Origin of the sequence: Microbacterium sp. B35-04 (assembly GCF_010634885.1) — a bacterium.
GTDB lineage: Bacteria > Actinomycetota > Actinomycetes > Actinomycetales > Microbacteriaceae > Microbacterium.
This window is the reverse complement of sequence record NZ_MWLP01000070.1, coordinates 1-22,223: the sequence shown is the minus strand read 5'-3', so window position 1 is coordinate 22,223 and position 22,223 is coordinate 1. Positions and strand designations below refer to the sequence as shown.

Here is a 22,223-nt window from a genome sequence, read left to right as displayed (position 1 = left end):
CTTTGACCTGGGTGTTTGAATGTCGGTGGCCCTCGCCAGAATGAGGGTATGACAAACCTCGCCGACGCTCTCACAGAGCTCGGCGACGCGCTCGCGAAAGTATCCGCGGCGGCGTTCGCCGACGGTGGGTTGCGGGGCTCCGACGACGCCGACGTGCTTGGAGCGCTCGCGACGGCGGGCCGGATCCGGCGTGCTGCCGAAGCGGTCATGGTCGAGGCGGTCGCGGTGATCGTGGACCGTGACCGTGGCGTCGGTCACGCCGACCGCATCACGACGCGGTACGGATGCCGCAACATGAGCGAACTCGTGCAGCGCGCGACGCGCGGCTCGGGGCGGACGGCGTCCGACATGATCGCCGCAGCGAACGCGGTGCAGCAGTCTGTCGCGTTGTCCACCGGTGAGGTGCTGCCGGCGGAGTTTCCGGGTCTGCGCGCCGCCCTGAGCGCGGGTCAGATCGGGCTCGACGGGATGATCGCGGTCACCGGCGCGTTCCGCGGCTGTCAGACCGGCCGGGCCGGCATGCTCGCCGCCGACGCTGAGTTGGCCTCCGCCGCGTGCGGCGAGGGGGTGGATGCCGCACCGCCGGCGTCGGCGGATGAGCTGCGCGCCCTGGCGCAGGTGTGGGCGGCGTACCTCGACCAGGACGGTGCCGAACCCGAAGACACCCGCGCGCTCCGCAAGCGTGGCATCACGGTGGGTCGTCGCGGCGACGACGGTCTGGTCCCCCTCCGCGGACGCCTGCTCCCCGAACTGGCCGCGCAGCTGCAGCTCGGGCTCGACAGCGTTCTCAATCCGCGCGTGGACGGCGCACCGGCACCAGGGCCCTGCTTCGTCGAGGATCCGGACCGCGATCCATGGGAGCCCTTGGCGTCGGCTGCTGATCAGCGCAGCCACGCCCAGAGGCAGCACGACGCGTTCGCGGTGCTGCTCACCGCCGCCGCGGCATCCGGCGAACTGCCCACCCTCGGCGGGGCGGCGCCCACCCTGGTCGTGTCGGTGCGGGCGGAAGACCTCGCCGCCGGCCACGGTCGCGCCCACCTCCCCGGCGACGACCAGCCGGTCCCGCTCGCGGTCGCACGTCACATCGCGTGCACCGGCACCATCCAGCGCGTCGTGCTGGGCGAGAACGGGCGGATCGTGTCGATCACGACCCTGGACCGCATCTTCAACCACCACCAACGCAAAGCGATCACCCTCCGCGACGGCGGCTGCCTCATCCCCGGCTGCCACGTGCCCCCGCAATGGTGCGAGCTCCACCATGTCGAAGAGCACTCCCGCGGCGGCCTCACACACACCGACAACGGGGTCTTGCTCTGCTGGTTCCATCATCGGACGATCGACACCGGCGGATGGCAGATCCGCATGGTCGGCGGCATCCCATATGTGAAGGGCCCGTACTGGTGGGACGCGCAGGTGAAGTGGCGACCCGCCACGAAGTCCCCTACCCGAAGACGCGACCTCATCGCCCTGCGCACGTGAACTTGGAACGCCGAGTTCTGTTGTCCAGAGCGCGCAGGCGGATCGCCCAGCGAGGGCAGCCGTCATCGACAGGACGCCGTTCAGATCACAACGCCGACGGCCTCGCGGTCATCACCGCCGTCGATGACGACCATCATCGATGAGATCTTCACTGATTTGCGGTGTGCGACGTTCAATGAACAAAGCGCCGCGGAGTCGCGGCGCGTGCTTGGAGCAACACGTGACATCGCCGTCCGATCTTTCTGCGGTCCCGATCATCTGCCTCGTGATCGACTCAGCCGTCGTGCACGCGCGATGGTACGCACCATGCCCGCCGTTGACACGATCGGCCGGGCCACAATTTGCGGGCGCTTCATGACCCACCGCCCCTCACTGCAAAGGATCCCCGTATGTGCGATGTGATTGATCACGCTATAGCTCGCCTGCCTGAGACGTCACGGCGCCGATTTCTGCAGACCATGGGAGCGTCGGCGGTCGTCGGCGGCTTGTCTCTGGTAGCCGCCACGCCGGCCGCCGCTGCGACTGGCGGGGGGCAGACGAGCACGTCACGCTTCCGGACGAAGCTGGTGCTTCTGGGGACCGGAGGTGGGCCGACGCTGCTCAGTGAGGGCAGGGCGGGTATCTCTACCGCGGTCGTGTATGACGGAGCCGTCTACCTGGTAGACCTTGGGCACGGTGCCCACATGCAATTGACCAAGGCCGGTCTCGCCGGAGAAGGCTTCGGCGGTCGCTCATTGACGAACGTACGCAGCATCCTCTTCACCCACATGCACTCCGATCACGTGGCAGAGTGGCCGGCGACGTACTCAACTGGAATGACCAACCGCGTGGGGGCCACGAGTGACCCGATCCGCGTCTTCGGACCTGGCGATCGCGAAACGCTGCCGCGGGTGTTTCCACCGAACCGTCCCACGCCGGCGGTCGTCAACCCGGAACGACCATCGCCCGGGATCTCGGGAATGACCGGATACCTCGACCAGGCGTTCGCAGCAGACTTCAACGACCGCATCCGCGACAGCGGCGCCCCTGGGCCGTGGCCGTACTTCAGCATGACCGACATCGACATCTCCGGCATGTGGGCTGTGGATGAAGCCGGGATCCCGCCCAGGGTTTCACCATTCGCGATCTGGCAGGACGGTGAAGTACGCATCACCGCAACCATCGTTGATCATCGGCCCACCGCGCCTGCATTCGCTTTCCGGTTCGACACGCCCGACGGGTCGGTGGTGGTCTCGGGCGACACCGCACCGAGCGCCAATCTGATCGAGCTTGCGCAGGGAGCGGACTACTTAGTCCACGAGGTCATCGACCCTGCATTCGCAGATCAACTCGCCGCGGTGGTCGGAGGTCCTGCAGGACAGGCGCTCAAAGCACACCTGCTCGTGTCGCACACCACCATCGAGCAGGTGGGTCGAGACGTTGCTGAGCCAGCGGGAGTGAAGACGCTCGTTCTGTCGCACATTGCGCCGAGCAATGCCGACGTGAAGCGCCTTCGGGCCGCGAAGCAGGGCTTCAGCGGCGATCTGATCATCGGCGAAGACCTGATGCAGATCGGAGTCGGTGCGCGCTCCTAGCATTCAGCGAGCCGCCGCGCTCATTCAAACCAGAGCTGCCTCCCAGTCAGTTTCGGCCCGCTGAGGGATCCCTCCCTCCGCGGGCCGGAAGATTCTGTTCCTCTGCCCCGTGGAGATTGGCCGGGTCGCGTTGCGGGCTTGGTCCTCTACTCCTCAGTTCGCCGGGATGCCAATGGCAGACTCGTGTCATGGAATGATCCTCGAGTGACGAATGACTTCCGGGCCAGGTTGCGAGCCATCCCGAGCCTGACCGGGTCGGCGCCAGGTCTGGACACCGCAGCGTTACGCGCGGATCCTGCTGCACAGTTCGTCGACTGGCTTGATGACGCGGTCCTCGCGGACGTACCCGAGCCGCTCGCCATGACACTGTCGACGATCGGCGCCGATGGGATGCCAGACGCGAGGACACTGATCCTCAAAGACGTCGACGCCCGCGGGTGGGCCTTCGCCGGCCGGGGATCGAGCCGGAGCGGTGCACAGCTTGCCGCGAACCCGGTGGCGGCTCTCACGTTCTGGTGGCAGCCGATGGTGCGTGCCGTGCGGGTGCGCGGGCGTGTCGTCCGTGCGACGCGAGCAGAGAGCGAGGCAGACCTTCTTTCGCGCAGCGCAGCGGCGCGGGCGGGTGTCCCCTCCGAGGACTGGACCCTGTGGCGCCTCCAGCCCACGCGGGTCGAGTTCTGGCAAGGATCAACCGATCGCCGACACACGCGCATCGTCTACCACCTCAACGGCGACGGATGGTTGATGGATATCGCTCCAGGCGGCGACTCATCAGAACCCTCTTCCTGAGAGTTGTCGACAAAGAAGCCAACTGTCCACAGCGGGTCCGTCAGCGCACTCCCGACAGTTGCGGGTGATGTTCGCTGAGCGGTGGCGTTTCTCGTCCGTCGGCCTGCTACGGTCTGGTTCAGCTGGTTGCGGCACGTGTGGCGCCGTCGGCCTCGGAGTGTGAAACGGCGTGTTCGGCAGCCCGGCTGACGTTCTCCCAGGCAGCCCACGTTGCGATGCGCTGCTCAGCTATCTGCTGTGCGAGGTCATAGACCATGCTTCCGAGCAGCAACCGGAGCGGTGGTGCGTCGCTATCCACCAGGGTGAGCATCGCATCCGCAGCCAGACGAGGCGCGCTGTCGACCGATCCCTCCGCCCACTGCCGCTCGAGTTCGGCCCGCAACGGCGCGTACGGCTCGGACGGACAGGTCGCGGTGATGTTCGAATACAGATCGGTCCAATAGCCGCCAGGCTGCACAATCGTGACCTTCACGCCGAAGGCGGCCGCCTCCGCTGCCAGAGCTTCGCTCATCCCCTCGAGGGCGAACTTGCTCGCGCTGTAGAGCCCCGTGCTCGGGAAGCCGCCGAGGGCCGCGACGCTCGAGATCTGGAGGATGTGGCCCGAGCCCTGCGCGCGCAGGTGCGGCATCACCGCCTGGCTGACCCACAGCGCGCCGAAGAAATTCACTTCGAACTGTGCTCGCGCCTGCTGCTCGGTGAATTCCTCCACCATGCCCATGGACAAGTTGCCTGCGTTGTTGACCACGACATCGAGCCCGCCGAAGCGCTCGACGGCAGCCGCGACGGCGAGGTCGACTGCCCCTTTGTCGGTCACGTCCAGATCCAACGCGTGGACGCGGTCACGGTGATGTGTGGCAAACGTCGCTGCGCTTGCGGTTCGTGCGGTCGCGACGACGCGATCGCCACGGTCGAGGGCCGCCGCCGCGAGAGCATGGCCGATGCCTCGACTCGCGCCGGTGATGAACCACGTGAGCGGTGTCGGGGAAGACTGATTCATGATCACTCCTTGCTGAGACGAGACGGTTCGTCTCGCTAGAGTATGAACCTAACACGGGTTCTCCGTCTTGGCAATACGCAACGTCTCGTCTTGCCATAGACTGCTGACATGCCGAGCCCCGACCCCGCGCGACGTAACGAGAATGCACGCCGAGCCGTTCTCGACGCGACTCTCGATCTGCTGCAGGAAGTGCCGTATCCCCGCATCACGATCGAAGGCATCGCATCGCGCGCCGGCGTCGGGAAGCAGACCATCTACCGGTGGTGGGCGTCGAAGGCGGCCGTCCTGTTCGACGCGTTCCTCCTCCTCAGCGCGCGAGACGGCAGTGACACGCCACAGCTCCCCGATACGGGCGATCTCCAGGCTGATCTCACCCTGGTCCTGCGGGCGACGGTCGTGGAGTTGAATGATCCGCGGCTCTCCGACCCGATGCGAGCCCTCGCCACGGAGCTTGCCCAGGATGAGAGTCTCGCCGAGGCCTACCATCGACAGCTCGACGCCCCGCTGCGCGAAGCCAAACGACAGCGTCTGCGCGAGGCGCAAGAGGCGGGGCAGCTCGCGGACGACCTCGATCTCGACGTGGCGATCGACATCATCTGGGGGCCGATTCTCAATCGCTGGCTACAGCGGAGCGGCCCCCTGAGCGACGAGTATGTCGACGCACTCCTCCGCACCGCCCTCCGAGGCATGCGGCCCTAGGCGAAATGCGCCAGTCCGGGTGAGTCCACACAGAACCTCCCTATGAGGAAGCCCTAAGCGAGCGTGGCAGGGAGAGCGTTGACAACCTTCTCGCTGCGGGCGCCACGGTTGGTGATGCTCCAGCGGGTCCGCGGGGTCACGCGGTCATAGTGGACCAAAGACGACGGCTGGGTCGGCATCAAGCTCGAGCTGGTCGAGTAGCGGTTCCAACTCTCGTTCCTCGAACCGGAAGTGTGACTCCATGATCGCCGCGAGACCCTCCAAGTGAAGTGCGAGGCTCGCGGGCGATTCGCCGGACCGCGCTGCGCTGTCGAATCCGGTCAGAAGGGAGGCGATCCTTTCGTGGTCTTGCCGGAGCATGCTGACCACGCGTGTTGCTGCGGGGTACTGCTCGACGAGGGCGGGGAACAGCAGCGCGTCTTCTCCTCGGTGATGGCCGTCGAGAGCGAGGCAGAAGCCGTGGCAGTAGAGCAGGAGGTCTCGCGAGGCGTCTGCGACGTCCGCACCATCGCGGGCGGCCAGCTGCGCGGTGCTGAGTGCGAGACGAAGTCGTTCGTGGGCTTGGAGAAGCTGCCGTCGCCATGCGACGAGCCTCGGGATGTCGCTCACGACGATGTCGGTACGAGCTTTCAATGTGACCGCCTTCTACGCGCGCCGAGCTGACCATGGGTCCACCCAGCGCGCTCCCAGCCTAGTTGGCCACTCGACTGAGACTTCTACCCCTTGTCCTGTTCGGATCCCCGTGCGAGCACAGGCACGATCAGGGACCGCATTCGTGCAAGGAAACGAATGGGGACGTCTCGTGGCGGATCAGGCCGACGGGCATCTCCAAGCTGGCTGGCAACGGACCGTCGCGCGGTCGGATCTAGGGGCGGCGCGAGCGCGCTCATCCCGGCTGTTCCCGCGTGCGATTCAACAGCGGCTCGGGTTCCTCCCGCCGTATCAGTGGCCGGACAGCGCCCTCTTCCAGTGAGGCAGGCGACTGCTGGCCCACAGGAAAAGGGGACTGTCATGGACGAGTTGGGACACGACATCGATGCGCTCGAAGAGCGGATCAAAGTCGCCATCGAGGATTTGAAGAGCGTGGACTCCGGTCTGCTCGAGGCCGTGCTGGAGGACATCCGTCGTCCGGGCTGGACGACCTCCGCCGAGTACGTCTTCGCCTTCGGCATCACCGAGACGCTGATCGAGCATCTGGGCGTCGTACGGAGGCTGCAGGGCACGCTGATCGCCGGAGCGCGTCGCGTCTCGACTTCGTAGCGCCGGTACCGGCGAACACGTCTCGTGGCCGTTCGGAGGGAACGATGGAACGCTCTCCACTGAACCTGGTGCCTGTTGTTCGGGCGACGATCACGGTTGTCGTCGCCGGATTCATCTTCTTCGCGATGCTGCAGCTGGAAGCGATCCTCAGTGATCCTGAGTCGACGAGTCGCTCGTTCGCGGTGTGGGCGACTTCGGCGACGGTGGGGCTCGTCGCGTGGGTGTTCGTGTTCATCGGCGGGCTAGGCCAATTGATCGCGCTTGAGGCTCCCTGGAAGCCTGGGGTGCGCTGGCTCCTCATCGCGATCGTCCTCCTTGTGGTGCTCGGCCTAGCTGCGACCGTCTTCCTCACCCTGCTCACCTCGGCCCTGGGCGGTAGATCGTTCAACCCGGGCGTGACCCTGATCGTGCGTATCCTCATGGTCTGCGGTTGGCTGGCGGCGGCTCCGTGGCTGCTCCTTCTCTGGATCACGGATGAAAGAGTGCAATCACTGCGGATCGGAGTGAAGGCGAACGGCACAGGCAGCTTCCGCCCCGCGATCCGGGAACTCGACGCCGTCTGGAAGGCGATCGAACGATCCAGTCTCGCGCTTGGGCTGCTGTTGTCGACGTTGGTCATCAACACCGCCTTCATGAGGAATGTCGCGATCGAAGCCGGCGTCTCACCGAAATCCTTCTCACAGTGGGAGGTCCTCGGCTACGGCGTCTTCTTCATGGTGATCCTCGCCGCCATCCTCATCCCGGTGCTCGTCGCTTGGCGTGAGGCCGGCTTCGAACTCGTCAGCCGAGCGACACCTGACACCGCCTCCGGAGTCCCAGATGAAGCAAGCGCTGCCGCGCGGGAGCGACTGGTGGTTCGCATCGGGATCGATCGATCGTATGTCCGACGACCCATCGCCATACTCGGAGTGCTTTCCCCGTTTCTGACTTCCTTCATCACGGTGCTGATTCCAACAGGATCGTGAGACACAACCTGATCGCAGCGATGCTCCCGGCCCGTGGGCGCCGGCCCAAGATCCTTCAGCGGGCAGCGTCGCCAGACACCCGGATTACGGTTCCGGTTCGGATCGCCTCGGTCGCTTGGACGAGCATCGACGACCCCGGTGTGGGCGATCTTGCCGGCTCTGGCGCCCATCCTCGGGGAACGCGACCGGTGGTTCGGGACATCCAGCGGGGGTAGCGTGTGGCTCAATTCGAACTGTGGAGAGGACTCGCATGCCGGCCGGCGACGATCTCATCCGTCACGCAGAGGAGTGCTGGCTCTCAGGGTTCGCGGCCGGTCCGACCGAGCCGCCGAGCCGACTGCTGGGGCGCGGCGACACTGCCCCTGACGCCGAGCTGGCCGATGCGACCGGCACCAAGAGCCAGCTTGCGGAGAGCTGGGCGGCCGGCCCCGCGCTGGTGATCTTCTGGCGGCATTTCGGATGCCGGTGCGGGATGGAGCGCGCGCGACGCCTCGAAGCCGAGCTCGGCGATTACCGTGCGGCGGGCCTCGCTGTCGTCATCGTGGGCCAGGGGCAACCCACGCAGGCCGCTCAATACGCCCACGAGCACGGCATCACGGTGCGGGTGCTCGTCGACCCCACCGCCGATGTCTACCGTGCATACGGGGTCGGCCATTGGCAGCCCGAGCAGCTTCTGTTCGATGCCCCGGTCGAGTACCTCGCACACCCCCGCGAACTCGGGCAGAGCCTGGCCGAGTCTCGACGTGCGGAGGGCCGACCGATGGTCGATGACCCGTGGCGTGCCGCCGCCGAGTTCATCGTCGCGCAGAGTGGGGTGATCAGGTTCGGCTACTCGTATCAGTACTGCGAAGACTTCCCCGACCCGCGGGTGCTCACCACCGCCGCTCGGCTGGCAGATCCGGCTTGAGCCTGACGCTTACGCAGCCTTTTGCATCACACGACGGACAGCACGCCGATAGCGGCGAGCACGACCCATGCCAGGTATGCGAGGAGGCAGAACCTGTCCGGCCAACCGATTCGGATCTCAGGCGAGCCGCCCTGCCCGTGGGCGGGAGCAGCGGCGATGAGGAACCACACCAGGCCCGCCCACGGAACAACCGAGGCGATCGCCAGCATCCATCCCAGCGCGGGCGTCACCCCAACCCCCGCGATCAGCGCGGCAGGGGGAAAGCCGGCGAGGAGCACAATGCCCAGTACCGTGTGCGCCCTGCCCACGGGTGTGGCCAGAGCACGCGGAGTCATGATCGGATCGGCGTCGATGAACGCGGCACCGAGCGCGCCCAGTGCGACAGCGGCAAGGCCGATGGTCCACGCGCCGCCGAACGGCCACAAGGCGACGCACGTCGCGGCAGGGCTGATGGCCATCGTGACGAAGGCGAGGCGCATGACCCACCCGTATCGTCCGACGGAGTACTCGCTGATCATCCGCCAGGACGGGTCATACTCGGGCTCGAGGACGTGAAGCATCGCGATCAGCCCCACCGTGATCCCGCCGGCGACAAGCGCCGTCACGGCGGCGATGGCAGCGACACTCAATATCGGACAGCCATACCTGCAGTGACCACGGGCATCCTCCTGCGGGGCACTCTATCCCGGTGGTAGCTCGCGATCTCAGGCTGAGCCGCATGGGCGGCCGTCGTACGGGACCTACTCTTGACCGCAGCAGCCAGCAGGCCTACCTTGACAACGGGGTTTTGTTGTTCTTGGGGGGACACAATGGCCAGCGGTTTGTCGTTGCACATTGGGCTCAATCGCGTCGATCCTGCTCACTACGACGGGTGGGACGGCGCGCTCAACGCGTGCGAATTCGACGCCCACGACATGCAGGCGATCGCCGAAAGCTGCGGCTTCGACGCACACCTGCTGCTGACGCAGGACGCGACCGCTGACGCCATGAAGACGGCGATCAGCGGAGCCGCGGATGAGCTGGCTCCGGGGGATTCCTTCTTCTTGTCTTACTCCGGCCACGGGGGGCAAGTCCCCGACCGCAACGGTGAAGGTGAAGAGGATCGCCTGGACGAGACCTGGGTCGCGTACGACCGGCAGCTCGTTGACGACGAGCTCTACGCGCTCTGGGGCAAGTTCGCGCCGCGAGTGCGCATCTTCGTGCTCTCCGACAGCTGCCACAGCGGTACTGCAAATAGGAGAATCGGTGACGACGCCCGAGTGCCTAACGTGGTCAGGACGAGGCAGCAGGCGGCCGCCGAGTCACCGCGGTACAGAGCGATGCCGCAAGACGTACTTGCCGCAACTTACCGTGCGCACGCCGAACTGTACGACGACATCCAGAAGCAGGTGCCCAGTGCCGGGCAAGCCCGACCGGAGGCCACCGTGCTGCTCATCTCCGGCTGCCGCGACGACCAGTTGTCGCTCGATGGTCTTGCCAACGGGCTCTTCACCGAGAACCTGAAGGCGGTGTGGAACGACGGCGCGTGGGAGGGCGGGTACCCGGCGTTCCGTGAGGCCATCCGCGCCCGTATGCCGCAGAACCAGCAACCGAACTACAACCCGGTGGGCGCTGATAATCCAGAGTTCGAGCAGCAGAAGCCTTTCACGATCGGGTGACGCCGTGACCACGTCCTGCGGATAGCTCGGCTCATGCGCTGGGCCATCGTCGTCGGTGCGGACGACTACGGCACTCCCGAGATGGAGCTGTCTGCCGCAGTGTCCGATGCGTGCGACTTTCGCGATTGGGTGACTGTTCGTGGTGGCGTCCCGGCATCCAATGTGCGGTTGCTGCTCTCCCCGGCATCGAAGGATCCACATCCAGCTGAAGATCCAGCCAGGCGCGCGCGGCCGGCGACCAAAGACAATATCGTGTCCGCGATCAACGAGGTGGTGGTGGCCACGGCAGACCAGAAGCCGGAGCGGCTCTACTTCTACTTCGCGGGCCACGGCATCACCGCCCGGGTCTCCAATCGTGACGAGAGCGCGCTCGTCCTGCCCGGGTTCGACGAGGTGCACCCCGACCATTCATTGTCCGTCCGCTCGATCGCCGAGTATTTCGAAACGACCTCCTTCGCGGACCAGTTCCTGTTCATCGACGCCTGCCGCAACGTCCCGTGGGCCAATAGGGAGCTTGAAATCGGACGCTGGCCGGTCCCGCGCAAGCGCGATCCGGGCGCGCCCCCGACTCAGCAGTTCATCCTCTACGCGACCGCGCCAGGTCATACCGCTCAAGAGGTTGGTTGGTTGGGGGAGGCGGACGGCAGGTTCACGGGCGTCCTCCTGGAGGGCCTGACGGGCGTCAAGAATGCCAAGGCCTGGTCGTGGGAACGCAATTGCTATGAAGTGCGCTGGGAGCGCCTCGCCTCGTTCATCAACAGGGGAATGAGGGCGAGGATGCCGGCGGGCATCTCCGAGGCGGACATCCAAGCACAGATCCCCCAGGACACCGGCACGCGCGGGGTGGCCAGCCGCGAGCGCGACCCGGTGGTGGTGTCGTTCCCGAGCGGCCACTTCGACCTTGCGACACTGACCGTCCGGCTCGCGGTCGAAGCGAAGCGCAAGAAAGCTCAGGTCAGCGTACTGGACGCGCTCGGCGCCACGGTTGCGTCCGCGCTCGGGGTGACCGGCGAGGTCCAAGCATTTCAGCTTCCGCCCAAGACATACGCTGTTCAGGCAACGACCACTACCCCGAAGGGTCTATCCGGCTCGGCCACCGCCCCGATCGAGCTCTACGAAGACCAGCCCGTGACGGTCGAACTGCTACCGCGAGGCAAGAAGCCCGTGGCGCGGTCGTTCCCCCAGCCCGAGGGGACCCCGGTTACCGAGCCGATCGGATTCGATACGGCCGCTGGGGACGATCACCAGCAATCCGGCGCCACGATCTTGATCGAGTCAGAAGACTCTCTCGCCGTGGCCGAGATCGTGGACGAGGCCGGTCGGGTGCGCGCGGTCAAGCGGGCAGGCGAAACAGCGCAGGTGGAGCCCGGGTTCTACTATGTCCGGCACATCGGCCCTGACGCGACGCGCGACGCTGAGTTCGTCCGGCTGACCGCCGGCGAGTCGGAGCGGGTGTCGCTTCAGCCTCGACCGCCGGGCTCGTTAGTGGAGGAACTGGCCTCGGCGATGGGCGGAAGCGTCCGCGACGGCTACCTCACCATGGGGGACGACGCTATTGCTTGGGCGCGCCCCACCACGGTCGTGACGGCCGGACTGGCGAAGTACCTAGCCGGAGACGAGCCGGCGGCCATGGCCGCTGGGACCGCTCGCGCTGAGCTCCGCAATGGCTCCGGCGTCGCGGTGTTCGCCGTCGGTGTCGGCCGCGATGGGCGCGCGGACCTCGACGCAGTACGGCAAGTCAAGGTGGCGATCTGGAGGGCCGGCGAGCCGGTCATCGGGACAGGGCTTGAACTCCAACCCTCGGCGGCCGGCGTCGCCGGGAGGGTACTGCGCGTGGATGCCGCGCCGCATTGGGTCTCCTTCACGGCCCCCGATGCCGCTCCCATGGTCGTCGCAGTGCCGGTGCTGCCACAGCGGCTGGCCACGCTTGTCGCACAGATCGACATCGATCGCATCCGGCTCTACCAGTACCATCCCAGCATCGCGGACGGCGCATCGTCAGAGGTCAGCCACCTATGGCGTCTCGAGTACCTCCAGAGGATGCTGCTCGCCGGACGCATCGACGTCGCAGACCGCCTCGCACAGGAGTTGGCGGCAACAGCGCCCGAGGATCCCTTCGCAGGAGTCGTCGCCGGATATGTGCTGCTCCGCCTGGGGCTCCATGAAGAACTCGGCGCCCTCGCCTCAGCGATCATCACGGCTGCTCCCACCTTGAGCGACGCGTACATCCTTCGCGCGGAGCATGAAGCTGTGAAAGGAGAGCGCGAACTCGCGGAGCAAGCCTTCATCAACGCGGTCGACTGCGGCATCCCGGCGTTCGGCGAGGGCCTCACGCGACTCCTCGAGGGGCTGCGTCACATTCGACTGCCCATGACGCGCGCCGCGCTCGTCCGGCATGTCTTCCAACGGCACGTGCGCGGTTCGATGTGGGCGGCGTTCACCCCCCGCCGCGGACTCGAGCCCGGGGGTGCCGTGATCAGCGCCGCGGACCTTGGCCTGGAAGCTTGACCTGCTCCGCGAGGATGGAGAGCGCCCGCGCAGGATCTTCATCCGAAAGTGAGGTGAACCATCTTGGTCGGTGCTCACGGCGTGAACCGGAAGAATCGCACACCGTGCCTCTTATCGCGCCGTCCGAACAGACGTGATGCTGTTGGCTGCGGAGGACGGAGCACGTGCCGAGCATGAGCCCACCTGGACGAGTGGGAAGACATCGTCGAAGTCTCGCTGGCAGTTCCTGAGCCCGCCCACAGGTCAGTGGGCCATCGACGCGAGCGCCTCCGGGTCGATCGTCGCGATGCTACGGGTGTCCTGGAAGGCGCGGACGCCCTCGATGCCCTGCTCGCGGCCGAAGCCCGACTGCTTCATGCCGCCGAACGGCGCACGCAGGTCGAGGCGCGTGGCGCCGTGGTCGTTGACCCAGACGTAGCCGCACTCGAGCTGCGAACCCACGCGCTGAGCGGCGTCCGGCGACCCGGTCCATACCGATCCGCAGAGCCCGCCCCAGGTGTCGTTGGCGAGGCGCACCGCCTCGGTCTCGTCGTCGAACGGGATCACCGGGATGACGGGACCGAACTGCTCCTGCGTGACCACACGCAGGTCGAGCTTCGGGTCGACCACGATCGCCGGGCGGACGAAGTTGCCGTCGGCCAGATCACCCTCGGGCAGTGAGCCGAACTCGCGGACGTCGGCTCCGGCATCCTTCGCCTCCTGGATGATCTCGTCGACGAACGCCTTCTGCGCCGGCTGGTGCAGCGGCCCCATCGTGGTCCCCTCGTCGAGACCGTGGCCGAGCTTGGCCTGCTCGAGCCGTGCGCTCAGCCCCGAGACGAGCTCGTCGAGACGCGAACGGTGCACGTAGACGCGCTTGGCGTTCATGCAGATCTGGCCGGTGGTGTCGTAGATCGCGGCGTAGAGCCGGTCGAGGTGCGCGTCGTCGAGGATCGCGTCGTCGAGGAAGACCGCCGCGTCGTTGCCGCCCAGCTCGAGCGTCACGCGCGTCAGCGTCTTGGACGCCATCTCCATGATCCGCTTGCCGCCGTTCACACTGCCGGTGAAGCAGACCTTGGCGACGTCGGGGTTCTGGATGAGGTCGGCCATGTCCTGGTCGCGTCCGGTGACGACGTTCAGCACGCCCGGCGGCAGCTTCTCGGCGACCCGCTGCACGACCCGCGTGGTCGCCAGCGGCGCCGAGGGCGGCGGCTTCACGATCGCGGTGTTGCCCGCCAGCAGCGCGTGCGGCAGAGAGGCACCCAGGATCGCGATCGGCCAGTTGAACGGCACGATCACCGTCACGACACCCAGCGGCTGGTACGACACCTCGGTCGACACCGGGATCGCACCGGGCACCGGCGGCAGCGTCTTGGAGGCATCCACCTCATCGGCGAGCATGAGGGCGAGGTTCCAGCGGATCTCGAACACCAGCCCGTCGATCCACGCCTCCATCCGGACCTTGCCGTTCTCCTGCGACAGGATCGCGGCGTCCTCATCGCGGTCGTCTGCGATGCCCGCGATCGCCTCAGCCATCTTCGCGGCACGCTCCTGCGGCGTGAGCGCCGCCCACGCCGGGAAGGCCTGCTTCGCCGCGGCGACGGCATCCTTCACATCCGACACGGATGCCGCAGCCGCCTCGCCGACGACCACTCCGGGCCTGCCGGGGTCGGGGATCGTCAGCACGTCGTCGGTGAACCGCTCCTCACCGCCGATGTACAGCCCCGTCCGAACCGATGTCCCCATCGCGGTCTCGCCCATGGAACGCCCACCTCTCTGTGCTTCCTTGCTCCGGCTCTCGCCGGGGCTCGTGCTTCCTTGCTCCGGCTCTCGCCGGGGCACGTCGTTCGGGTTGTCAGCGGGGCGGCGCCGGGTGCGCCCGTCGACACCTGCTCCCAGCGTGCCTCTCGCATGGGCGTGAATCAAGATTGTCGACGATTTTCGCGCGGATTTCGTATGAAATGCTTCCCGATGAGACGATCGTCGAGAGATAGTGTCAGCACGGACAAAGGCGCCGAAGGGGTGGGCGAGATGACGGATGCCGCAGTGCGCAGTGACGACGACGCGATGGATCGCCCCGATCTGACGCAGGTGATCCGCGAGGCGATCCTCGAGGCGCAGTTCGCCCCGCACCAGCGCCTCATCGAAGCCGACCTGAGCGAACGGTATGGCGCCTCGCGCGCCTCGGTGCGCACCGCGCTTCTCAACCTCGCCGGCGAGGGGCTCGTCGAGCGCCTGCCGAACCGCGGCGCGCGCGTGCGCGCGATCACCGTCGACGAGGCGATCGAGATCGTCGAGGTGCGCATCGGGCTCGAGACGCTCTGCGCGCGCAAGGCCGCCGAGAATCTCACTCCCGCCGACGCCGACGGGCTCCGGGCGCTGCGCGCCGAGATCGAGGCGGCGATCGGCTCGGGCGACCTCATGGCGTACTCGCGACTCAACCAGGAGCTCGACCGGCGCATCCGCGATCTCAGCCGCCACGGCACCGCCACGCAGCTGCTCGAGCGGCTGCGCGCCCAGTCGGCGCGCCACCAGTTCCGGCTCGCGTTCCACCCCGGTCGCGCCACGACGTCGGCTCCCGAGCACATCGCGATCATCGACGCGATCCTCGCCAAAGACCCCGACGCCGCCGAGGCCGCGACCCGCGCCCACCTCTCCGGCATCGTCGAGGTGCTCCACGGCATGGAGTGAGCCGCGCTCGGCGCGTTTCGTCTCGCTCGTTCCTCGCTCGCTCAACGACCGGGTGGAGGGTGTTTCGTCCGGGTGGAGCGCGTTTCGTCTCGCTCGCTCGACGACCGGGGTCGAGCTTCCGGTCGTTGAGCGAGCGAAGCGAGACGAAACGCACCGGCGCACGGCAGAGGGGCGACCGGATGCTCCGGCCGCCCCTCCGCACCCCTCAGGTCACTCGTCCCAGCTCTCGGCGGGGGCGTAGCCCTTGCCGTTGTACTTCTGCACCTGCACCGTCGAGACGGCGGGCAGTCCGTCCTCGGTCGTGTCGACGGTGGAGCCCTCGAGCATGAGCGGCGCCGTGAAGCCTGAGACGTCGCGCAGCGCCTCCATGAAGTTGTCGCGCGTCGGCTCGGTCATGGCGCCGAACACCTCCTCGAGCGTCGCCCCGATCTGGTACGACCAGACGCAGTGCGGGAACGCGGGGACGTCCGGGTAGTTCGCGTACTCCGCGAGCTGCTCGAGGAAGGCGGCGCCCTCCTCGCTCTCGGCGAACGTCGGCGCGGCCGCCGACTGCGCGAACGCCACCGTGTAGACGCCGGGGAACGCCGCGGCGCCGCCCGGCTCGAGGATGGCGGTCGGGCTCGACGTGTTCGACGGCAGGAACCACGACGGCAGCCAGCCGAGCTCCTGCGACTTCTGCAGCGACGAGATCACCAGCGGGGTGATCGACATGGCGTTGAAGAACACGTCGGCGCCCGAGCCGGCCAGCTCGGTCAGCTGCGCGTCGACCGAGGCGTCGGTGGCCTCGTAGGTGAGCTCCTTGACGATCTCGATGTTGTCGGCGCCCTCGATGGCCGTCTTGAAGCCCTCGACGTAGCCCTCGCCGTAGTCGTCGTTCTGCGACAGGATCGCGACCGTGTGGTCTTCGCCCGATCCGGCGAGCAGCTCGCCGAACGCCTCGCCCTCGTTCTGGTAGATCGGCACGAACCCGAGCTGCCAGGGGCTCTCCTCCTGGTTGCTGAAGATCGGGTCGCCCGTCATGATCAGCACCTGCGGCACCTCGTCGGCGATCGCCGCGTCGAGCCACGCCCGGTTGGTGGGCGTGCCGAGACCGGCGGTCATAGCGAAGACGCTGCTCTTGAGCTGGTCGTAGTTGGCCTTGGCCTTCTGCGGGTCGTACTCGTCGTCCAGCGCCTCGATCTCGACCGTGCGGGTGTTGCCGTCACCGAACTCGACTCCGCCCTCGGCGTTCCGCGCCCCGAAGTACGCGGTGATGCCGGCGACCGTGCAGGTTCCCGGGCCGGCGGTCGGACCCGACAGCGGGGTGGTGATGCCGAGGGTGATCGAGTCGTCGGTGATCCCCGGACTCGCCTCCGCGCCGCCGCCGTCGTCGGTGTCGTTCGGCGATCCGCCGCCGCGTGCGCAGCCGGCAGCGAGGACGGCGACGATGCCGATCCCCGCGACGACCGAGGCGACGCGCATCCTTCTGCGATTCGTGCTCATGGGTCATGCCTCTCTGTGTGTTACGACTGCGTCGTAGGTGGTGATGGTGGTGATTGCGTCGTAGGTGGTGGTGGTGATTGCTTCGAAGGGGCGCCCAGTGCGTCGCCGACGGTGGAGGTTCCGGCGACGGATGCCGCGGCATCCGCCTGCATGGCACCGCCGACGGGTCCGCCCGGGCGACCGGAGCCGGCGTCGCGCCCGCGTCGCCGCCACAGGCTCGGGAGCGAGACCAGGCCGCCGGGCAGGATGAACAGCACGACCAGGAGGATGGCGCCCTGCAGCATGGCGGTGATGTTCGGGTCGATGAGGTTGGTGACCTGCGGCAGCAGCACGTACCAGATGCCCCCGAGGAGCGAGCCGAGGATGCTGCCGGCGCCGCCGATCACCATCGACGCGAGCAGCTCGATCGAGTGGCCGAAGTGCAGCGTCTCGGGCGAGGTGTACTGGATGACGACCATGTAGAGGAAGCCGCTCACGCCGCCGATGAGCGAGGCGATGGTGAACGCGAGCACCTTATAGCGGTATGGCGACACGCCCAGCGACCCGGCGACCGCCTCGTTCCCCTTCACGATCGCGAAGGCCCTGCCGTACTTGCCCCGCACGAGGTTGCGCGTGAGCATGAAGGTGATGCCGCCGATGAGGAAGACGATGTACAGCTGCCACTGGTCGTCGTACAGGCCGGTCCACTCCGGTGCGCCCGAGAAGCGGGCGGAGGTGCCCTGCGAGCCGCCCGTGAAGTGCGACAGGCGCTTGGCGAGGGGCACGCCGATGATCGGCAGCGCGATCGTGACCATGGCGATGGCGAGTCCGCCGAGCCGCGCGGCGGCGAGGGCGATGACCAGGCCGATGACCGCGGGGACGAGGCACGCGAGCACGAAGACGAGCAGGATGTTCCAGTCGGCGTTGACCCCGAACGCCGTGACGTAGGCGCCGACGCCGACGAAGAAGATCTGGCCGAGCGAGACCTGGCCGGTGTAGCCCATCACGACGTTGAGTCCCAGGACGGCGACGGCGAAGACGCCGATGCGCGCGATCGTCTGGTTCGCGAACTCCGGGAGCATCAGCGGCAGCACGATCATCAGCACGATGACGAGGCCGATGACGGCCCAGCGCACCCAGGGGCGCTCGAGGAGGGGCGACCGGTTGGAGAGGTCCGTGTTCGCAGCCATCAGACGCGCACCACCGCTTTCCGCCCGAACAGGCCCTGTGGCCGCAGGAAGAGCACGACGAAGATCAGGATGAAGGGCACCGCGATCTTCAGATCGTGACCGATGAACGGCACGTAGACGGCGGCGAGGTTCTCGAGCACGCCGATGAGCCACGCGGCCACCACGACCCCGACGGGGCTCGACAGGCCGCCGAGGATGCATGCGGCGAGCGCGTAGACGAGGGCGGAGTCCATCATCCCGGGCGTCAGGGTCAGCTGCGGCGCCACGAGCACGCCCGCGACCGCGCCGAGCACGGCGGCGAGCCCCCAGCCGACCATGAGGTTGCGGCCGACGTTCACGCCGGAGAATGCGGCGGACGCGGGATTGATCGCGACTGCCCGCAGCGCGAGACCGAGCTTGGTGCCCAGGAACAGCGCCTGCAGCAGCAGCATGCATGCGACGATCACGATGAAGGTGCCGAGCGAGCGGACGCTGACCACCGCCCCCGCGATCTGGATGGTCTCCAGCGGGAACAGCGAGGGGAACAGCCGGTTGTTGTACGTCCAGATCCAGGCGCAGAACCCCGTGATCAAGGTGAGCAGGCCGATCGTCACGACGACGGCGGTGTCAGGGTCGCCGCGCTCGAAGCGCCGGATGAGATACCGCTCGATGACGGCTCCGAGGAAGAACGAGATGACGACGGCTGCGAGGATCGCGAGCAGGAGCGGGATGCCGAGACCGTTCAGCGCCCACGCGATGTAGGCGGACAGCACCGCCATGCCGCCCTGCGCGAAGTTGATGAGCCCGGTCGCCTGGTTCACCAGCACGATCGCGAGCGCGAGGGCGGCGTAGATCGAGCCGGTCGAGAGGCCGTCGATGACGAGCTGGATGAACGTGCCCACGTCAGCCTCCCAGGTACGCGCGGCGGATCTCGTCCATGCCCTTGAGCTCCGCCGACGAGCCGGTGAGGGCGTTCCGCCCGGTCTCGAGCACCGTGGCGCTGTCGACGAGAGTGAAGGCGAGGTTGGCGTTCTGCTCGACCACGAGCATCGCGATACCCGATTCACTGCGCAGCCGGCCGATCGCCTGGTACACGCTCTTCGCGGTGCCGGGAGCGAGACCGAGGGATGCCTCGTCCAGCAGCAGCAGCCGCGGCTTCGACATGATGGCGCGGGCGATCGCGAGCATCTGCTGCTCGCCGCCCGAGAGCGCTGAGCCGTTGGAGCGGATCCGGTCCTGCAGCTGCGGGAACAGGTCGAGGCAGTAGTCCATGTCCGACGCGATGCCCTTGCGGTCCTTGCGCTTGTAGGCGCCGACCCTGAGGTTCTCCCGCACCGTCAGATCGCCGAGCGTGCCGCGCCCCTCCGGCACGTGCGCGATCCCGAGTGCGGCGACTTGGTCGGGACGCAGTCCCCGCAGGTCCTTGCCGTCGAATCGGATCGTTCCCGTCGAGCGCACGGTGCCCGAGATCGCGCGCAGCGTCGTGGTCTTTCCGGCGCCGTTCGCGCCGAGGATGCCGACCGCGCCGCCGTCGGGGACCGTCAGCGAGACGCCCTCCAGCACCTGGATGCGGCCGTAGAAGGCGCGCACGTCGGCCAGTTCAAGCAGCGTCATCGACCGCGTCCTTCCCGATGTAGGCCTCGATGACGCGGGGGTCGGCCTGCGCCTCCGCGGCCGAGCCCTCCATCAGCTTGCGGCCGTGATCGAGCACCACGACACGGTCGGTGAGCGCCGAGATGAGCCCCATGTTGTGCTCGACGATCACCACCGTGATGTCTTCATCGCGCACCCGCCGCACCGTCTCGATGAGCTGCTCCACCTCGGCGTGCGGGAGCCCTGCCGCCGGTTCGTCGAGGAGGAGGAGGCCAGGGTGGGTGAGCAGCGCGCGGCAGAGCTCGATGCCCTTGTGCAGGCCGTGCGACAGCTCGTCGGCCCGCATCTTGGCGGCCCACCCGAGGCCGTTGCGCTCCAGCAGGTCGAGTGCCTCCTGCCGCAGCGCCTTCTCGGCGCGCACGGTGCGCGGCAGCCGCAGCGACCACTCCACCGGACCGCCGGGAAGGCGCGTATGGGCGCCGAGGAGCACGTTCTCGAGCACGGTCTCACGCAACTGGAGCGCGGGATGCTGGAATGTGCGCGCGAGCCCCTGCCGCGCGAGCGTGGCCGGGGACGACCCGACGACCTCGACGTCGTCGATCGTGATGGAGCCGGCGTTCGGCCGGTAGTGACCGCTCACGCAGTTGAAGAGAGACGTCTTGCCGGCGCCGTTGGGCCCGACCAGGCCGAAGATCTGGCCCGGCTCGACGGTGAAGCTCACGTCCTCGAGCACCTTGACGCCGCCGAAGTGAAGGCTGACATCGCGGACTGCGAGCCGAGCGCCCATGGCCCCACCTTTCGCGTCGTCGCGTGTGGTCATCAAGGGGACTCGAGTCCTCCCCTGCTGGGAAAACTACGGATCCCCGGAAAGATTGTCAACGATTTTGGTGTGAAGTTTCGCAACCGTGACCCTGCGATTCGATGCTGGCCCGCCCGACCGGGGGATGCGGCATCCGATTCCGTTCAACGGAACAGCCAAGACAAGCCGCCGAGAGGAGCTCTTACGCTGACCGCAGCTTCCGCAACAACGAAGGAGGGTCGACGATGACCACGAACGACTCAGCAGAGACACTTGCCCAGGCGATCGATCGCGCAGGCAGCGCGGTGGAGCTGCTGCGCAACCAGAACTGGCCGGCATTCACCTTCCCGGTCGCACCGGAGTTCACGAACTGGCGCGACGAGCAGCGGGCCTGGAACACGTCGGTCGCGCTCATGGACCAGTCGCACCACATGACGCAGCTGTTCCTCGACGGCGCCGACCTCATCCCGCTCCTGAGCTCGATCTCGCCGAACACCTTCTCGACGTTCCGACCGGGCGTCGCGAAGCAGCTCATCTCGGTGAACCAGGACGGCTACCTCATCGGCGACGGCATCCTGTTCTACAACGCCGAGGGCCCCGAGGGTCTCGTGCTCATCGGGCACCACATCCTCATCGACTGGGTGCGCTTCAACGTCGAGAAGGCTCAGGATGCCGGCAAGGACGTGCGATACCGCCTCGAGGCGAACTCGCACATGCGCCAAGGGCCGCCGACGTTCTACCGCTACGAGCTGCAGGGCCCCCACGCCGACCTCGTCATGGAGAAGGTGTTCGGCGGGCCGGCGCCCGAGATCAAGTTCTTCCACATCGGCGACGTGACCATCGCCGGGCGCCCGGTCAAGGCGCTCCGCCACGGCATGGCGGGGCAGCCAGGGTTCGAGTTCTACGGACCGTGGGAGGACAACGAGATCGTCCTGAACGCCCTCATGGAGGCCGGCGCAGAGCACGACATCCGCCGCGTCGGAGCCAAGGCGTACTCGTCGTCGCCGCTGGAGTCGGGCTGGGTGCCGACCCCCTTCCCCGCCGTGTTCGACGACGACTTCGCGGAGTACCGCGCCTGGCTCCCCGCCGCGCGCATCGGCTCGGTGGCCGGCTCGCTGTACTCGAGCGACGTCCACGACTTCTACCTGACGCCGTTCGACATCGGCCTCGGGCGCTCGGTGCGCTTCGACCACGACTTCCACGGGCGCGAGGCGCTCGAGAAGCACGCCGAGAACCAGCGCCGCCGCAAGGTCACGCTGATCTGGAACGCCGACGACGTCGCGGCGGTCGTCCGCTCGCAGGTCGAGCCCGGCACCCCGGCCAAGTACCTCGACTTCCCGAAGGCCCGCTACGGGCTGTACCAGATGGACGAGATCCTGAAGGGCGGCGAGCGCGTGGGGATCTCGACGGATGCCGGCTACGTCGCGTACGACCAGCTCTACATGTCGCTGGCCACCCTGGACGTGGCGCTGCGCGACGGCGACGAGGTCGAGGTGGTGTGGGGCGAGGACCCGGTCTCGCGCAAGGACTCGGTCGACGCCGACCACCGCCAGGTGCGGATCCGCGCGACCGTCGCTCCCGCGCCGTACCACGACTACGCCCGGACGGTCTATCGCGCGAACGCCTGAGCCGCGTTCGGCGCGTTTCGTCTCGCTTCGCTCGCTCAACGACCGGGTCCCGGTCGTTGAGGGAGCG

The 22,223-nt window shown here is 67.4% G+C and carries 20 protein-coding genes; 11 read left to right on the top strand and 9 right to left on the bottom strand.

The window, feature by feature from the left end:
* Positions 1-48 precede the first annotated feature (48 nt).
* From B1729_RS15320 to B1729_RS15310, 3 genes are all read left to right on the top strand, one after another.
* Positions 49-1,479 (top strand): HNH endonuclease signature motif containing protein, encoded by a 1,431-nt coding sequence (locus B1729_RS15320; protein WP_163633599.1) that lies wholly within the window; start codon positions 49-51, stop codon positions 1,477-1,479.
* A 683-nt stretch (positions 1,480-2,162) separates the two neighbouring features.
* Entirely contained in the window at positions 2,163-3,053 is an 891-nt protein-coding gene (locus B1729_RS15315) for an MBL fold metallo-hydrolase (protein ID WP_204260177.1), read from the top strand.
* A gap of 204 nt (positions 3,054-3,257) precedes the next feature.
* Positions 3,258-3,842, top strand: a complete 585-nt coding sequence (locus tag B1729_RS15310; RefSeq protein WP_163633597.1) for a pyridoxamine 5'-phosphate oxidase family protein — start codon at positions 3,258-3,260, stop codon at positions 3,840-3,842.
* 118 nt (positions 3,843-3,960) lie between these two features.
* Here B1729_RS15310 and B1729_RS15305 read toward each other — a convergent pair whose 3' ends face one another.
* Positions 3,961-4,839 carry an SDR family NAD(P)-dependent oxidoreductase gene (locus B1729_RS15305; RefSeq protein ID WP_163633595.1) on the bottom strand — a complete coding sequence of 293 codons (879 nt, stop codon included), beginning with the start codon at positions 4,837-4,839 and terminating at the stop codon, positions 3,961-3,963.
* A 108-nt stretch (positions 4,840-4,947) separates the two neighbouring features.
* Here B1729_RS15305 and B1729_RS15300 point away from each other — a divergent pair, with 108 nt between their 5' ends.
* Positions 4,948-5,538, top strand: coding sequence for a TetR/AcrR family transcriptional regulator (locus B1729_RS15300; protein ID WP_163633593.1), 591 nt, complete (start codon positions 4,948-4,950; stop codon positions 5,536-5,538).
* Between the two features lie 144 nt (positions 5,539-5,682).
* Here the strand turns inward: B1729_RS15300 and B1729_RS15295 are convergent, their stop codons facing one another.
* Positions 5,683-6,147 carry a hemerythrin domain-containing protein gene (locus B1729_RS15295; RefSeq protein WP_239526224.1) on the bottom strand — a complete coding sequence of 155 codons (465 nt, stop codon included), beginning with the start codon at positions 6,145-6,147 and terminating at the stop codon, positions 5,683-5,685.
* Positions 6,148-6,549: 402 nt separating this feature from the next.
* Here B1729_RS15295 and B1729_RS15290 point away from each other — a divergent pair, with 402 nt between their 5' ends.
* From B1729_RS15290 to B1729_RS15280, 3 genes are all read left to right on the top strand, one after another.
* On the top strand, positions 6,550-6,798 hold the full coding sequence (locus tag B1729_RS15290; RefSeq protein WP_163620304.1) for a hypothetical protein: 249 nt from the start codon (positions 6,550-6,552) through the stop codon (positions 6,796-6,798).
* 44 nt (positions 6,799-6,842) lie between these two features.
* Positions 6,843-7,763 carry a hypothetical protein gene (locus B1729_RS15285; protein ID WP_163633591.1) on the top strand — a complete coding sequence of 307 codons (921 nt, stop codon included), beginning with the start codon at positions 6,843-6,845 and terminating at the stop codon, positions 7,761-7,763.
* Positions 7,764-8,013: 250 nt separating this feature from the next.
* A complete protein-coding gene (locus B1729_RS15280; RefSeq protein WP_163633589.1) occupies positions 8,014-8,670 on the top strand; it encodes a redoxin domain-containing protein in 657 nt (218 codons plus the stop codon).
* Between the two features lie 26 nt (positions 8,671-8,696).
* Here B1729_RS15280 and B1729_RS15275 read toward each other — a convergent pair whose 3' ends face one another.
* On the bottom strand, positions 8,697-9,275 hold the full coding sequence (locus tag B1729_RS15275) for a DUF998 domain-containing protein (protein ID WP_163620298.1): 579 nt from the start codon (positions 9,273-9,275) through the stop codon (positions 8,697-8,699).
* 204 nt (positions 9,276-9,479) lie between these two features.
* Here B1729_RS15275 and B1729_RS15270 point away from each other — a divergent pair, with 204 nt between their 5' ends.
* Complete coding sequence (locus B1729_RS15270; RefSeq protein ID WP_163633587.1) at positions 9,480-10,328, top strand: caspase family protein; 849 nt, start codon at positions 9,480-9,482, stop codon at positions 10,326-10,328.
* A 33-nt stretch (positions 10,329-10,361) separates the two neighbouring features.
* On the top strand, positions 10,362-12,836 hold the full coding sequence (locus tag B1729_RS15265; protein WP_163633585.1) for a caspase family protein: 2,475 nt from the start codon (positions 10,362-10,364) through the stop codon (positions 12,834-12,836).
* 243 nt (positions 12,837-13,079) lie between these two features.
* Here the strand turns inward: B1729_RS15265 and B1729_RS15260 are convergent, their stop codons facing one another.
* Positions 13,080-14,576 carry an aldehyde dehydrogenase family protein gene (locus B1729_RS15260; protein WP_163633583.1) on the bottom strand — a complete coding sequence of 499 codons (1,497 nt, stop codon included), beginning with the start codon at positions 14,574-14,576 and terminating at the stop codon, positions 13,080-13,082.
* Between the two features lie 270 nt (positions 14,577-14,846).
* On the opposite strand from B1729_RS15260, the gene B1729_RS15255 reads away from it, so the two are divergent.
* Positions 14,847-15,506, top strand: a complete 660-nt coding sequence (locus B1729_RS15255; RefSeq protein WP_163633581.1) for a GntR family transcriptional regulator — start codon at positions 14,847-14,849, stop codon at positions 15,504-15,506.
* 210 nt (positions 15,507-15,716) lie between these two features.
* Here the strand turns inward: B1729_RS15255 and B1729_RS15250 are convergent, their stop codons facing one another.
* From B1729_RS15250 to B1729_RS15230, 5 genes are read right to left on the bottom strand one after another with little or no spacing between them, the layout of a single operon-like run.
* On the bottom strand, positions 15,717-16,988 hold the full coding sequence (locus B1729_RS15250; protein WP_239526222.1) for an ABC transporter substrate-binding protein: 1,272 nt from the start codon (positions 16,986-16,988) through the stop codon (positions 15,717-15,719).
* 20 nt (positions 16,989-17,008) lie between these two features.
* On the bottom strand, positions 17,009-18,157 hold the full coding sequence (locus tag B1729_RS15245; protein WP_163633579.1) for a branched-chain amino acid ABC transporter permease: 1,149 nt from the start codon (positions 18,155-18,157) through the stop codon (positions 17,009-17,011).
* Positions 18,157-19,038, bottom strand: coding sequence for a branched-chain amino acid ABC transporter permease (locus B1729_RS15240; RefSeq protein WP_163633578.1), 882 nt, complete (start codon positions 19,036-19,038; stop codon positions 18,157-18,159). The genes B1729_RS15245 and B1729_RS15240 overlap by 1 nt, the downstream gene beginning before the upstream one ends.
* Before the next feature lies 1 nt (position 19,039).
* On the bottom strand, positions 19,040-19,750 hold the full coding sequence (locus B1729_RS15235) for an ABC transporter ATP-binding protein (RefSeq protein WP_163615928.1): 711 nt from the start codon (positions 19,748-19,750) through the stop codon (positions 19,040-19,042).
* Positions 19,737-20,549, bottom strand: a complete 813-nt coding sequence (locus B1729_RS15230; RefSeq protein ID WP_239539665.1) for an ABC transporter ATP-binding protein — start codon at positions 20,547-20,549, stop codon at positions 19,737-19,739. The genes B1729_RS15235 and B1729_RS15230 overlap by 14 nt, the downstream gene beginning before the upstream one ends.
* A 224-nt stretch (positions 20,550-20,773) precedes the next feature.
* On the opposite strand from B1729_RS15230, the gene B1729_RS15225 reads away from it, so the two are divergent.
* The gene (locus B1729_RS15225) at positions 20,774-22,156 is read left to right on the top strand and encodes an aminomethyl transferase family protein (RefSeq protein WP_163615926.1); all 1,383 of its coding nucleotides are present in this window, start codon (positions 20,774-20,776) and stop codon (positions 22,154-22,156) included.
* Positions 22,157-22,223: the final 67 nt, after the last annotated feature.

What these genes read in the sequence shown, in the direction of transcription:
- B1729_RS15280 (WP_163633589.1), top strand. Translation starts at nt 8,014, where the DNA reads ATGCCGGCCGGCGACGATCTCATCCGTCACGCAGAGGAGTGCTGGCTC.
- B1729_RS15305 (WP_163633595.1), bottom strand. Translation starts at nt 4,839, where the DNA reads ATGAATCAGTCTTCCCCGACACCGCTCACGTGGTTCATCACCGGCGCG.
- B1729_RS15315 (WP_204260177.1), top strand. Translation starts at nt 2,163, where the DNA reads ATGCAATTGACCAAGGCCGGTCTCGCCGGAGAAGGCTTCGGCGGTCGC.
- B1729_RS15225 (WP_163615926.1), top strand. Translation starts at nt 20,774, where the DNA reads ATGACCACGAACGACTCAGCAGAGACACTTGCCCAGGCGATCGATCGC.
- B1729_RS15300 (WP_163633593.1), top strand. Translation starts at nt 4,948, where the DNA reads ATGCCGAGCCCCGACCCCGCGCGACGTAACGAGAATGCACGCCGAGCC.
- B1729_RS15270 (WP_163633587.1), top strand. Translation starts at nt 9,480, where the DNA reads ATGGCCAGCGGTTTGTCGTTGCACATTGGGCTCAATCGCGTCGATCCT.
- B1729_RS15265 (WP_163633585.1), top strand. Translation starts at nt 10,362, where the DNA reads ATGCGCTGGGCCATCGTCGTCGGTGCGGACGACTACGGCACTCCCGAG.
- B1729_RS15230 (WP_239539665.1), bottom strand. Translation starts at nt 20,549, where the DNA reads ATGACCACACGCGACGACGCGAAAGGTGGGGCCATGGGCGCTCGGCTC.
- B1729_RS15245 (WP_163633579.1), bottom strand. Translation starts at nt 18,157, where the DNA reads ATGGCTGCGAACACGGACCTCTCCAACCGGTCGCCCCTCCTCGAGCGC.
- B1729_RS15290 (WP_163620304.1), top strand. Translation starts at nt 6,550, where the DNA reads ATGGACGAGTTGGGACACGACATCGATGCGCTCGAAGAGCGGATCAAA.
- B1729_RS15250 (WP_239526222.1), bottom strand. Translation starts at nt 16,988, where the DNA reads ATGAGCACGAATCGCAGAAGGATGCGCGTCGCCTCGGTCGTCGCGGGG.
- B1729_RS15235 (WP_163615928.1), bottom strand. Translation starts at nt 19,750, where the DNA reads ATGACGCTGCTTGAACTGGCCGACGTGCGCGCCTTCTACGGCCGCATC.
- B1729_RS15260 (WP_163633583.1), bottom strand. Translation starts at nt 14,576, where the DNA reads ATGGGCGAGACCGCGATGGGGACATCGGTTCGGACGGGGCTGTACATC.
- B1729_RS15285 (WP_163633591.1), top strand. Translation starts at nt 6,843, where the DNA reads ATGGAACGCTCTCCACTGAACCTGGTGCCTGTTGTTCGGGCGACGATC.
- B1729_RS15320 (WP_163633599.1), top strand. Translation starts at nt 49, where the DNA reads ATGACAAACCTCGCCGACGCTCTCACAGAGCTCGGCGACGCGCTCGCG.
- B1729_RS15255 (WP_163633581.1), top strand. Translation starts at nt 14,847, where the DNA reads ATGACGGATGCCGCAGTGCGCAGTGACGACGACGCGATGGATCGCCCC.